13 protein-coding genes are annotated in these 13,034 nt (G+C 48.1%); 7 read left to right on the top strand and 6 right to left on the bottom strand.

What is annotated here, in order from left to right; all coding sequences use genetic code 11:
* The first annotated feature begins 23 nt into the window (after positions 1–23).
* The gene (proB, locus tag GQ671_RS12690; RefSeq protein WP_160657905.1) at positions 24–860 is read left to right on the top strand and encodes a glutamate 5-kinase; all 837 of its coding nucleotides are present in this window, start codon (positions 24–26) and stop codon (positions 858–860) included.
* Entirely contained in the window at positions 860–2,131 is a 1,272-nt protein-coding gene (locus GQ671_RS12685) for a glutamate-5-semialdehyde dehydrogenase (protein WP_160657903.1), read from the top strand. The genes proB and GQ671_RS12685 overlap by 1 nt, the downstream gene beginning before the upstream one ends.
* A gap of 70 nt (positions 2,132–2,201) precedes the next feature.
* Here the strand turns inward: GQ671_RS12685 and GQ671_RS12680 are convergent, their stop codons facing one another.
* Both GQ671_RS12680 and GQ671_RS12675 read right to left on the bottom strand, forming a co-directional pair.
* The gene (locus GQ671_RS12680; RefSeq protein ID WP_145288934.1) at positions 2,202–2,402 is read right to left on the bottom strand and encodes a cold-shock protein; all 201 of its coding nucleotides are present in this window, start codon (positions 2,400–2,402) and stop codon (positions 2,202–2,204) included.
* Positions 2,403–2,644: 242 nt separating this feature from the next.
* Positions 2,645–3,535 carry a fructose bisphosphate aldolase gene (locus tag GQ671_RS12675; protein WP_160657900.1) on the bottom strand — a complete coding sequence of 297 codons (891 nt, stop codon included), beginning with the start codon at positions 3,533–3,535 and terminating at the stop codon, positions 2,645–2,647.
* Between the two features lie 460 nt (positions 3,536–3,995).
* On the opposite strand from GQ671_RS12675, the gene GQ671_RS12670 reads away from it, so the two are divergent.
* Entirely contained in the window at positions 3,996–4,763 is a 768-nt protein-coding gene (locus GQ671_RS12670) for a glycerophosphodiester phosphodiesterase (protein ID WP_160657898.1), read from the top strand.
* Positions 4,764–4,770: 7 nt separating this feature from the next.
* Here the strand turns inward: GQ671_RS12670 and GQ671_RS12665 are convergent, their stop codons facing one another.
* Positions 4,771–5,121, bottom strand: a complete 351-nt coding sequence (locus GQ671_RS12665) for a DoxX family protein (RefSeq protein WP_170288714.1) — start codon at positions 5,119–5,121, stop codon at positions 4,771–4,773.
* A gap of 120 nt (positions 5,122–5,241) precedes the next feature.
* Between GQ671_RS12665 and GQ671_RS12660 the strand changes: the two genes are divergently transcribed.
* The gene (locus GQ671_RS12660; protein WP_160657894.1) at positions 5,242–5,646 is read left to right on the top strand and encodes a DUF805 domain-containing protein; all 405 of its coding nucleotides are present in this window, start codon (positions 5,242–5,244) and stop codon (positions 5,644–5,646) included.
* A gap of 229 nt (positions 5,647–5,875) precedes the next feature.
* On the opposite strand, the gene GQ671_RS12655 is transcribed toward GQ671_RS12660, so the two are convergent.
* Positions 5,876–6,793 (bottom strand): DMT family transporter, encoded by a 918-nt coding sequence (locus tag GQ671_RS12655; protein WP_160657892.1) that lies wholly within the window; start codon positions 6,791–6,793, stop codon positions 5,876–5,878.
* Positions 6,794–6,911: 118 nt separating this feature from the next.
* On the opposite strand from GQ671_RS12655, the gene GQ671_RS12650 reads away from it, so the two are divergent.
* The 3 genes from GQ671_RS12650 (at position 6,912) to GQ671_RS12645 (ending at position 10,908) form a co-directional block, all read left to right on the top strand.
* Complete coding sequence (locus GQ671_RS12650) at positions 6,912–7,490, top strand: nitroreductase family protein (RefSeq protein WP_160657890.1); 579 nt, start codon at positions 6,912–6,914, stop codon at positions 7,488–7,490.
* Positions 7,491–7,676: 186 nt separating this feature from the next.
* Positions 7,677–7,832, top strand: coding sequence for a hypothetical protein (locus GQ671_RS12935; RefSeq protein WP_170288713.1), 156 nt, complete (start codon positions 7,677–7,679; stop codon positions 7,830–7,832).
* A 67-nt stretch (positions 7,833–7,899) separates the two neighbouring features.
* The gene (locus GQ671_RS12645; RefSeq protein ID WP_160657887.1) at positions 7,900–10,908 is read left to right on the top strand and encodes an efflux RND transporter permease subunit; all 3,009 of its coding nucleotides are present in this window, start codon (positions 7,900–7,902) and stop codon (positions 10,906–10,908) included.
* Positions 10,909–10,943: 35 nt separating this feature from the next.
* On the opposite strand, the gene GQ671_RS12640 is transcribed toward GQ671_RS12645, so the two are convergent.
* Both GQ671_RS12640 and GQ671_RS12635 read right to left on the bottom strand, forming a co-directional pair.
* Entirely contained in the window at positions 10,944–11,837 is an 894-nt protein-coding gene (locus GQ671_RS12640; RefSeq protein WP_160657885.1) for a cation diffusion facilitator family transporter, read from the bottom strand.
* A 66-nt stretch (positions 11,838–11,903) separates the two neighbouring features.
* Positions 11,904–12,755: a prephenate dehydratase gene (locus GQ671_RS12635; RefSeq protein WP_160657882.1), complete on the bottom strand. Its 852-nt coding sequence runs from the start codon at positions 12,753–12,755 to the stop codon at positions 11,904–11,906.
* Positions 12,756–13,034: the final 279 nt, after the last annotated feature.

Below are 13,034 nucleotides of genomic sequence, written 5' to 3'. Positions count from 1 at the left end.
GTACCTTCATGGGAGGGGTTTAGATGAATCGTGATTTTCTGAAAGACAGTAAACGTATCGTCATAAAGATCGGCACAAATTCGATAATGAAGTCGCCCGGAGAAATTGACTACCGTAAAATCGATCGATTGTCCTACGTCTGTTCCGTACTTCAGCAGCAGGGGAAAGAAGTCATACTCGTCAGTTCAGGTGCCGTCGGTGTCGGCGCCTGTACGTTGAAACTAAAGGAATACCCTGAAACAGTCGCAGACTTCCAGGCCCTGGCTTCCGTCGGCCAGTGCGCCCTCATGAATCTATACTGCCGCTTCTTCCAGCATTATGACCAGTATGTCGGCCAGATTCTGATGACCCGTGATATCGTCGACTGCCCAATTTCCTATGTCAACTGCAAGTCTGCGATAAATTCCCTGTTGGCGAGAAAGATCATCCCCGTCATCAATGAAAATGATGCCATCTCGACAGATGAGAAAACCTACAATAGAAAGTTCGGTGAGAATGATACGCTTGCAGCGGTCGTGACTGAACTTGTCGATGCAGATCTGCTGATCATATTAAGTGATGTCGATGGGCTGTATGATGCCAATCCGCAGACCACTGCCTATGCGAAACTGATACCAAGCGTCGGTAACGTGGACGCGGATATACTCGGCATGGCAGACGGTACTGGCTCCACGTTTGCAACCGGTGGCATGGAGACGAAGCTGAAGGCAGCCAAGTATCTGATGGATAATGACAAGAGCATGATCATCACGAGTGCTGAAGATCCTTGCCTGGTTTTCGATATATTGAAAGGAAACGAGATCGGTACGCTATTCAAGAAAGATGTGCGTGAAAAAGCACTGCAAGGGGAGGAAAAATAATGGCACATGCATCTGTAGATACAGATATGACACTTGAGCAGATGGGGATAGCTGCAAAATCATCTGCGAAAGTACTGCGTAAGCTGAGTACTGCCGAGAAGAATGATGCTCTCGAAAAAATGGCGGAAGCGCTGGAAGCACAGCAGGATTTCATTCTGAATGAGAATATGAAGGATCTGATGCACAGCAAGGAAGCAGAATACCCGGAAGCCATGGTCGAGCGTCTGACTTTGAATCAGGAGCGAATCCAGGGCATGGCGAATGGCCTGAGACAGATCGCCGGCCTGCCGGATCCGACTGCAGTGTCAAAGGGCGAGTGGGTGAATGGTGATGGCCTCAGAATTACAAGAAGGAGTGTTCCGCTTGGTGTCATCGGCATCATCTATGAATCGCGTCCGAACGTGACGGTCGATGCAACAGCACTGTGCCTGAAAGCGGGAAACAGCGTGATTTTGAGAGGCGGCAAGGAAGCGATCAACAGCAACAAGGCACTGATCCAGGCGCTGAAATCCGGGCTTGAAGGTTCCAGTGTTCCCGCCGACAGCATCCAGCTGATTACAGATCCATCCAGGGAACTGGCGGCAAAATTCATGAAGTTCAACGCCGGTCTCGACTGTCTGATTCCCCGGGGCGGGGGCAGCCTGATCCAGACAGTACTCGACAATGCCACGGTGCCGGTCATCGAAACAGGGACGGGCAACTGTCACCTCTACATACACGAGCAGGCTGACCTGGCCATGGCAAAATCCATATTGATCAACGGCAAGACGCAGCGCCCTTCGGTCTGCAATGCACTCGAGACGCTGCTGATCGATGAAAGCATCGCTGATACGGCATTGCCAATCTTGTCAGAAGCACTGGCTGAAAAAGGGGTGCTGATCCATGGAGATGAAACAGTGTGTGCACGTCTCAAAGATGCAGTGCCGGCGACAGAAGCGGACTACCACGCGGAATATCTGGCCAATGAAATTGCCGTGAAGATTGTGGCGGACTACGAGACTGCGGTTTCGCATATAGAAAAATATTCATCCGGGCATTCCGATGCGATCGTAACGACCAGCTACACCCACGCCCAGGATTTTCTGGACGATATCGATTCGGCTGCAGTATACGTCAATGCATCCACCCGTTTCACGGACGGCGAGATGTTCGGCTTCGGCGGAGAGATCGGCATCAGTACCCAGAAACTCCATGCCAGAGGCCCGATGGGGCTCGAAGCACTGACGAGCTACAAGTACGTCATTCTAGGCTCAGGACAGATAAAGGCATAAAAAAATCCCCTCTCAATATTGAGAGGGGATTTCCATTAACATGAAATACTAGTAATATCCTAAAATATTATTAAAGTTTTACGATGTTAACAGCTTGTGGTCCGCGCTGACCTTCTTCGATGCTGAATTCTACAGCTTGACCTTCGTCAAGTGTTTTGTAGCCTTCTCCTTCAATGTTGGAGAAGTGAGCGAATACGTCGTCTCCGCCTTCAACTTCGATGAAACCGAAACCTTTGTCTGCATTGAACCATTTAACTGTACCTTGTGTCATATAAATGACCTCCATAAATAAATTTAATAATATCTTAAGCGTATAAACATAAAAAAATTCACACGTTACAAAAAGTACCGGCCAAATCACGATTACTCTTTGTAACATGTGAATTAGATACTGCTATACTTAAAAATCTTATTACAGTTACTATACATCATATAAAGTGGTATGTCCACCCTAAAAGGCGAATAAGTTAAAAAAAGATTGTGCCTCCATCATTGATGGAGGCATCAATAGTACTATTTTTTATTGACGGAAGCATCATAGATTGTATCTACAGCCTCTTTCAGCTTCTTGTCAAATTCATCATCGGACTGGTTGACGTTGAGTTCTGCTGCCAGTGCACGGGAGAAGCTTGCAATCAATCCTTCGTTCTCCCTGAGCTTTTCATTCGCCTCGTCTCTTGAATAGCCGCCGGATAGGGCAACCACCCGGACCACTCTCGGATGTTCGATGAGAGATTTGTATTCATTGGCATTTGTCGGGATGGACAGCTTCAGCATGACCTGCTGATCTTCTGTCAGCTGATCGAGGTGCTTCTCGATCTCTTCTCTGAGAATCTTCTCGGACTGCACTTTATTCTCGCTGTAGACATTGACCTCAGGCTCGATGATCGGTACAAGACCGGCATTCAGAATCTGTCTGCCGACTTCAAACTGCTGGTCGACGACTTCCTTGATGCCCTGTTCATTCGGCTCAAGAATATTGGAACGCATCTTCGTACCGAAAATGCCTCTTTCATTTGCACGTTCAAGCAGCTGGTCGAGTTCCGGCATCGGCTTCATGAGCTGTACGCCATCCTTCTCATCCGCAAGTCCCTTATCCACTTTCAGGAAAGGCACGATGCCTTTGTCTGCCAAGTACTCGGCAGTGTACTTGCCTTCGATTTCGCGATCCATCGTCTGTTCAAACAGGATGGCACCGAGAATCTGATCGGAATTGAATGAAGGTGAGGTGATGATCCGTGTACGCATCTCATGCACAAGTGTGAACATTTCATCTTCATTGGAATAGGCATCTTCCTGAACACCATAACCGAGAAGTGCCTTCGGGGTACTGCCGCCACTCTGGTCGAGCGCTGCAATAAATCCTTTTCCATTCTTGACTTTGTCGAATTGTTCCTGATTCATGAATTCCACTCCTTTGTTTTTCAAGTATCCATACTATCTATTCCCAAAAATCGAAGGGTTATAACTTCCTGACCCCTATAATATGATTTTCCAGTATTGGGACAAGTACGTCAAATTATAACGTCTTGCAATCCCAAGTTAATTATAAATAAGTTAAAAAAATCAAGCGGCTGTATAAAATCCTTGGACTAATGATAGTTGTATTCGCCTGCAGAGTGAAAAGAGGGATCGCTTCCAAACTGTGAATCCATCTCTTCACCTTTCATTACAGGAATGATAACTTCTTTAAGATTATGTAAATATACAATATGGACAAAGTATTTATGATTAAATGGTATATATGGAAGGAAAATAAAAATCCAAGCTTTACATCACCATAGCTTAGGCGCTGCAACCGGCATGATGGCGCCAAAAATTGAGCATTGCCCTTATAACAATATACTGATTGGGAGGAAGTCCAATGCAGACGAAGATATATGGTCACAGAGGCGCCATGGGAGAGTACCCTGAAAATACGATGCTTGCATTCAAAAAGGCGATTGAAGCGGGAGTGGATGGCCTGGAGATAGATGTCCACCTGACCCGGGACGGTGAAGTCGTTGTCATCCATGATGAATATGTCGATCGTACGACCGACGGCAAAGGTGCAGTGAAGGATATGGATCTCCATACGCTGAAGACGCTGAGTGCAGGCAGTGAGTTTGAAGACTTGGACAATTACGATCCGGCGACCTGGACTCTGGAACGGATTCCGACTCTGGATGAGGTCATGAACCTTGTGGGACAGCATGAAATTGAACTGAACATAGAGCTGAAAACCAATGTGTTCGAATATGAGGGCATAGAACAGAGGGTCCATGACATCGTGGAGGGCCACAACTACTTGAATAAAGTCATCTACTCCTCTTTCCACATGCCGAGCATTCTCAGGATGAAGGCGGTCGACCCGGAAGCAAGGATTGCCTGGCTGACCGACAAGGTACCGTTATGGCCGATAGACCATATGGAGGAGCTTGCCCTGGAAGCACTGCATATCAGCTATAAGGCAATATTGAAGCACCCTGGCAGAATTTCCGGCATCGAAGACAGGATCCGGGTGTGGACAGTGAACGAAACAGGAGATGCCAGAAGGCTGATTGATCATGGCGTGGAAACGCTGATGACGAACTATCCCGAAAAAATGATGGCAATCTCAAGAGAGCAGCAAAAAGAGATAGAGCACATTTAAGTGTGCTCTATCTTTTCAGGTCTTCAAGCATACGGGTCATCAGGTTCTGAAGGGGCAGTCTGCCGAGCAGTGCCCACTTAGGCAGGTGGTCGAGACCGAGTTTCTCCTGGTGCGTATACATATAGATATTGGCCGGGAAGACAGCCCATAGGAATTTCTGCATGCCTGAGAGCTGCCAGTTTTTTATTTTTCCGGCCAGAAGGAGAACGCCGAATACGAGTTCAAGGACGCCGGTGAAATAGGCGATGAATGTCTTGAACGGAATGAACCCGGGAGTGATCCTGGCAAATTTCCCCGGCTTCAGAAAGTGCGCGATGCCTGCAATTGTAAATACGGTACCCATTACTATTCTTTTCATCATGATGCTCCTTATATGGTTGGTATGATTCAATTATATATGCCCGAAGGGGATGAGGTGAAAACACGGCAGCAACTAATGTATACTCGGTATGAAAGTAGATAAAGGAGCGGATAGCAAATGCTGAATCATCTGACACGGTTTTTCACAAAATCATTCCAGTTCAGCGGCCGGGCAACAAGGCAGGAATTCTGGATCCCCAATCTCATCCTTACGCTTGTCGCTTTACTCATCGGTGGTCGCAAGAGGAGTGAACGCACGGAGGGAATTTTCACTGCACTGATCATGCTGCCTTCACTGAGTATCACATCACGCAGATACCAGGATGCAGGGATTTCGGGGTGGTATCAGCTGCCACAGTATCTTTCCATCCTCCTTCTGCCGTTTGCATTCATGAGTTTCATCGGAAAAGGCGCAAAAACACTGATTGTCATAAGCATTGCAGCAGTCAATATTGCCGGCCTTATATTTACGTTACTACCGAGTAGACCAGCCAACAAATATGGTCCAAAACCGCTAAATTAAAAAATGTTTAAATTTTAATATTTTTTTAGTGAAACCACTTTCACCATGTGCTATAATTCGTTTAACATTTCAGGAAAGGGGATTCATATGGAGGCGAGTTTGGTAGATTTCCTGACACAATTCTTTGTATTGGCGACAGCGGGCGGTTTCGGCTTTTTGGTTTTCAAAATTTATAATGACGGATCGGAAGAGGAAAAAGCGGAGTAGATACTCCGCTTTTTTTATTGCTTTATATCTGCAGCAGAATGATGCCGGAGAGTATCATCAGGACACCGATGATGCGCCTTGTATCGACCCGGTGGGTATGGATGCCGAACAGGCCGAAGTGGTCGATGGCCAGACCGATCAGCATCTGCCCGAATATGACACTCATGAGCGTCAGTGTCGCACCAAGGTGGGGTAGCAGAATGATGTTGGTGGTGACATAGACTGCGCCGAGTGGCCCGCCCATCAGATGCCACCACTGCAGCCGGCCATTATCAACCGAAGTCGGGAACCTGAGCCGCCGTGCCGTCGCAAGCGACAGTACGAGCAGTGCCAGTGTACCGACGACAAATGACACCAGTGAAGCCAGGAAGAATGACGACACTTCGTATCTCAGCGCACTATTTATCGCGCTCTGTATGGGGGGCAGCGCACCGGTGGACAGTCCGAGCAGCAGCCACCCGTTTGAACGGCTCTGTGCGGTCCGGGCACTCCTTTTCTTATAGTTCATGAATACGATGCCTGCAATCATGATGGCGATACCGAGTATGCGGAATAGACCAAGTGGCTGTGTGGGCGCGCCGAACCAGCCGAAAGTATCCACCATGAGTCCGATGACCATCTGGCCGGCAACCGTCATGATGACAGTCAGTGCAGCTCCTATTTTTGGGAGGAGTATGATATTCCCTGTCAGGTAGATAACACCGAGCAGCCCGCCTGTGAACCATATGTATGAGAAATCTTGTGAGAGTATGAAAGAAGGCGCCAGTTTTCCCGGGTTTACAGCGAGATTGATGACAAGCAGCAGAACTGTACCGGTCAGGAAAGAATAGAATGAAGCGAGCAGCAGTGAGCGGGTGAAGCCTGCCAGTCGACTGTTGACCGAAGTCTGCACGGGTACGAGCATTCCGACCGCTATGCCGAATAAGAGTAGAAAGATCAAGGATGTTCCTCCTTATCATAGTAAGAGTGATAATAATTATCATTTGCTTTGTAAAAGGAAAACAAAGTTTGATAATGTATAGTTAGTAATTATAATACATAGTATAGGAGCAATGGAAATGAATGTTTTCGAAACGATAAAGAACAGGCGCAGTATTGGCAAGATGAAAGATGTACCAGTGGAACGGGAGAAGGTCGAAAAGATTCTCGAGGCGGCGATCTGGGCCCCGAACCATCGCCACACGGAGCCATGGAAGTTTTTTGTCCTGAGCGGCGAAGGCAGAAGACCATTGTCCAGGGTGCTCAAGGAAGTGGCCTACGGCCGCGTGGATGAACCGGAATCAGAGGCCGGCCAGAAGCGGATTGAGAAGATCAGTCAGAAACCTTTCGCCGCACCGACTGTCATTGTAGTGGCCCTGTCTCCGGATGACGATCCAAAAGCAATTTATATTGAGGATGTATGTGCTGTTGCAGCAGCTACGCAGAATATGCTGCTCGCAGCGCATGAGATGGACATCGCTTCGATATGGAGAAGTGGGCCGATCTTCGATACGCCGAAAGTCAGGGAATATTTCAATCTGAGCGAGCGCGAGGAGATTCTCGGTCTCATCTTCCTTGGCGAACCGGATATGGAGAAGGGGAAAGTAAAACGTACGCCATTTGAAGAGAAGACGACATGGATCGAATCCGACAATTAATATCATTTTAAATCAATTAGCCCCTCCAGTTTCAGGGTATAGAGGAATACTTTGATATCCAGAGGAGGTTTATCATGAGAAATATCATCTATATCGTAGTGGTTGTCCTGATTGTGCTGGCAGTTCTGTCACTCATCCTGTAGCAGTAATGAAGCCTGAAGGGACATCTCAGCAGGAGGACTGTAAATGAAGTATGCTGCAGGCATCTGCTTTGCCTTAGGTCTGCTGGTCATGATCGGCCTGCAGACGATAGTGCCGGATTCGTTCACTGTCATAGGATACCTGGCCGTGCTCATACTATTTGCTGTGGGCATATATTTCAGCTATGACAGTGAACTATAGATGAAGCCTGCCATAAAGGCAGGCTTCATCTAACAATTGAAGATACATATAGGGATGAGGAAAACGTATGAAACATTTATTTGAAGCCATCATTAAACGCAGTCTTCTGTTTATCATTCTGATTTTCACCATTTCGATTTTCGGCATCTATACATTCCTGACAATCGACCAGCGCGAAATCCCAGAGACTGAAGTCAACCTGATCAATGTGACTACAGCATGGCCAGGGGCTGATAAAAATGATGTGGAAACGAATATAACGGACATTATTGAATCTGAAATTTTCAGCATCGATGGGGTGGACAGTGTATCCTCTGTCTCGCAGGACGGTGTTTCGGTGCTGACACTCGAGCTGTCCGATTCAGTCGAGTCGAAAGATGTGCTGAATGCTGTCAACAACCTTGCAGGCGGATTTTCGGGTGATCTGCCTGAGAATGCTGCGGAGCCGGTCGTGCAGTCTCTGAGCAATACGTTTCCACTGCTGAGCTATCAGTTCCACGCTGGTGAACGTGCGGAACTTGATGATATCAGAAGCAACCTTGAGGCTCTCGAAAGGGATGTGCTTCAGATGGAGGGCATCGACGGTGTAACCGTCAAAGGCTATACCGCAGAATCCTATACCATCGCGCTCGATCGGGGAGCAATGGCCGAGGCGACTCTCGACCCGAATCAGATTCTTGGCGAGATAGAGGGCGCTCTGAGTCCTGTCATTCTTGGTCAGGAAGAGGAGAATGGCAATATCATCCGTCTGTCGTTCGAGGATGAAACGCCCGTCTCAGTACTCGAACAGGTGAGGATCGGGCCTGAGAGTACACCATTGGCGGAACTGGCAGAAATTGAAATGCGTCCGGACAATCCGGAAGATATTGTTCAATATGACGAAGAGCCAGCTGTATCATTTACTGTGTTCCTGGCACCAGGTCAAGATGTGCCTTCTGTTTCACAGAACGTTGAGGGGGTCATGGATGAGGCGATTTCGGATCTGCCGGAAAGTATCGATGTGACAAACATCTCATCTGAACGGGAGAATGTAGAGGATATCTTTACCGGTCTCTACATGTCCCTGGCCATCGCTCTGATCGCAGTCATTCTGAGTACATCACTCGGACTGTCACTATCCGGTTCCATCACGGTAATGACGACTGTTGTCCTTTCCATTGTCATCGGTCTGATCCCCGTGCCGTGGTTCGGTGTCGACCTCAACCAGATTTCCGTCATCGGGCTGATCATCGCCCTCGGTATTCTGGTGGACGATTCCATTGTGGTCAATGACAATATAGAAAGAAGATTTACGCTCGGGGATGGACGTGTGGACGGCGTCTATAATGGCGTGAAGGAGGTGGCCCCTTCGGTCATCTCGTCCACACTCGCCATCGTCTTCACCTTTTCACCACTCCTGCTGCTCTCCGGCGCCAATGGGGACTTCATCAAGGCACTGCCGAGCATACTGATCATGACCATGCTCGTCTCGACTGTGCTGGCACTGACATTTGTACCGGCCGCCAGATACTTGCTTGGCCAGAGGAAAGTGCCTGAGTATCCGGGTCTGCTTGGACGATTGTTCACGCGGGGAGGGGATTTCTATGCGGACAGGGTACTGCCTGCAATCATCAGACGCCCACTCATCACGTTCTTCACAGTACTGGTCATCGGTGCGCTGTCCCTTGGACTGATCCGTTTTACACCATTCGAGTTCTTTCCGGAGGCCGACCGTTCTGAAGTGACAGTAGACCTGATTTTCGATGAATCCCAGACAATCGGGCAGACGCATGATGATGCCAATGCAGTGCTGGATCATATTCTGAATGAAATGCCGCATGTTGAAGCGGTATCGCTGTTCACCGGCACAGGTCTGCCGAATCTGTTTGGTGCATCACTCGATCAGACTGGCTCGAATACGGCACAGATTGCAATCGAAATTGATAAATCACAGCTCAGTGCATCCGAGACCATCGACCAGTATGAAACGCCGCTCAGAGAGGCTTTCCCGGAAGCGACCCTCTTCATGGAGACGATTGTCCAGGGACCACCAGCAGGTGCACCGATTACAGTCGAACTGTATGAAGAAGATATCGACCAGCTCAATGAGCAGACGGATACACTCAGGAATAGACTGGAAGAGGATGGCGCACTGGTGACGACGAATCTGGGTGAAAGTGTACCGACGACCAGATACAGCATCGATCATCAGGCGCTTGAAGAGAACGGAATTTCCATATCCCAGGTGAAAAATGAACTGAATATGCTGTCTTCAGGCATTCCGGTCCAGGGCATCATTGCTGATGGAGAAACACGGGAAGCAACGCTCAGGTATTCGGATGACTCCACCATCCAGAATATCGATATTGTCAAAATGGCGGGAGAGCAGCCGGAAACATACCCGCTCTCTGATTTCATCGAAGAGGACGAAATTGAAAGTCCCAAGTATATTCATCATAGAAATGGAGACAGGATGGTGGAACTGCAAGTCTATGCAGACGATGAAGCAGCTGCGGAGGAGAGCATCGAGTCATTCCGTGGAGAACTGCCCGGTTCCAGTGAAATGATCATCGGCGGAGAAGCATCCGACCAGACCGATTTCTTCGTCGAGATCAGCATTCTATTTGGTATCATACTCATACTGGTATATCTTGTCATTGCGATCGAATTCAATTCAATCATCATGCCGCTGATCATCGTATTCAGCATATTCCTGGCCATCAGTGGTGGCATTATCGGGTTGTTCGTCACCCAGACACCGATCAGCTTCCTTGGCATCATGGGCATGGTCTCCCTTTCAGGCATCGTCGTCAGAAATGCGATTGTCCTTCTCGACTTCATTGAAGCAAGGCGGAAGAGCGATGCATTCGATATCAATGAAGCCATCTATGAAAGTGGACGTGCCCGATTCAAACCGATCCTGCTGACAACAATAACAAGCATCATTGCACTGACACCCGTTGCCTTCGGTGGCGATGCACTGTTTGTGCCACTGGCCGTAACAGTCATCGCAGGGATTGCGTTTTCCACAATTCTGTCGATGATCGCAACACCAAGCCTGTACTACTTATACTACAAGGTGAGGTACAGAAAATAGTTCATGAAAAGACGCGATGCCAACAGGCATCGCGTTTATTTCTGTTGCTCATGTGTAAAGACGACCGTAATCCATGGATCGAGCGTCAGTTCCTTCAGGCTCTTTTTTAGTTCATGCCGTATTTTATCCTGTTCACTGATCCTGAGGTCTTCCTCCAAGGCGACGATGAACTCGATCTCGATATAGAGCTTCGGTCCCATCTTCTGCAGCCGGAGTGCGTAGTCCTCGAATGCATGCCGAAGACTGAGTGATTCGACTTCCGCTTCGACCTGCTCACTGATCTGATGACGGGGCGCCATCTCAAGCAGTTCCCTCAGGGCCGTATACATTTCCAGCAGCGGGACTTTGATGAAGTAGCCGGCAACGACAACGACCATCAACGGATCTACATACGGCACAAATATATCCAGAGGGGTAAAACTCAAACCCCAGCCGATGACGAAACCTGCAAGTACCCCGGCACTGAGCAGTGCATCCATGCGCCACTGGTTCATTTCGGCTGAAATGATTTCATTGCCTTGCCCTCTCGATCGAAAGTAGAAGTAGGCAGCGTAGCATCCGATGGTTGAAATGAGTGCGTAGGCGATGCCTGTACTCATCGACATCACGTTTCCGCCCGAGAAGAGGGCGCCCAGTGCCTGAACGAGAGAGATGAGGATCAGCATCAGTATGCCGACATACTTGATGACAATCGTCAGCGGGATGAAACTCTCCTTGCCGAACGGGAACCGCTTTTCGTCCTCCTTGGAGATGAAACGCAGCGCGAGCATCGACAGCACCGACAGAAGCACACTGATGAAGGAATAATATCCATCAAACTGGATCATCTGACTATCAGCCAGAATTCCCCAGAAAATACCGAGTGCTGCAAATGCCAGCGCACCGATGATTGAAATCATGATCAGCTTTTGAGCATTATTGTTATTCATACCGATTCCCTTTCCTACTGATTCTTTCCCATTATACATGGAGCGGGCAGGGAAATCCGGGAGATTCTATTCATTGGTCATCACTTTTTCATAGGAGGGGATTTTCCCCTTCTGGTAGGTGCCGAGAATGTTGATGTATCTGCTGACCCGAACCACGTCATCCAGTGCACGGTCCAATGTTTCACCCGTACCCTCTTCAACATCAATAAAGAAACCGTATGAGAAAGGTTTGTGCTGGATGGGTCTTGATGTCAGATTGAGCAGATTGACGCCATGTTTTTTGAAGATGTTGAGTATCTCACTGAGTGATCCAGTACTGTGGTCGGTTTCGATATATAATGAAGTCTTGTTCGTTCCAGCAAGTCGTTCCAAAGATTTTTTCCTGAAGAACAGGAAGCGTGTGGTATTGAAAGGATTGTCGCTGACATTCTCGCGGACGATATTCATACCGTACAGCTTGGCCGCATGACTGCCGGCAACAGCAGCAATGGTCGGGTTATCGGCATCTCTGACCATCCGGACGGCTTCGGCCGTATCGGAATATTCCTGGACTTCGATATCAGGATACCCGCTCAAGAATGCATGGCACTGTTCCAGTGCTTCCGGGTGGGAATAGACCCGTGTCAGTGTGTCGATATCGACCGGATTTCTGCTGATCAGTGCATGATCGATCTTGACATATATCTCCTCTACAGCATCCACTTCGAGATACTTCATCAGGTCGATGGTACGTGTAATCGGACCGCTCGTCGAATTTTCGACAGGTAGTGCAATATAGTCGATTTCATCCTGAACGAGGGCATCCACCAGCGCTTTGAAGGTAGCATGCCCCTTCATTGCATATGCCCCGCCTTCGGCAAATGTCTTGCAGGCAACTTCACTATAAGAACCTTCCACACCCTGATATCCTATCAGCATCATAACCACTCCCATAAATAAATTAAAAAACCATTCGAATCACTCCCGGCACAAGAGAAACCCAAATGGTCCAAAAATAAAAATCCCAGCCACTTAGATTTCATAAATGGCCAGGAATGAAATTATCCATCCAAATCAGCCATCATGGATATAGATCGCCTATATCCACGATGGAATATAGACGCTATCTAAAATAGCTGAAGAAAAAAGTATTCAATTGAGCTGTTGTGTAATGTGTATCCATATCCATCACTCAATTCTCTTTAAGATTGTCTATAA

Source organism: Salinicoccus hispanicus, assembly GCF_009831115.1.
Taxonomy (GTDB): Bacteria; Bacillota; Bacilli; order Staphylococcales; family Salinicoccaceae; genus Salinicoccus; species Salinicoccus hispanicus.
Note: the sequence above shows the minus strand (reverse complement) of the source record. Positions and strands in the feature narration are given on the sequence as shown.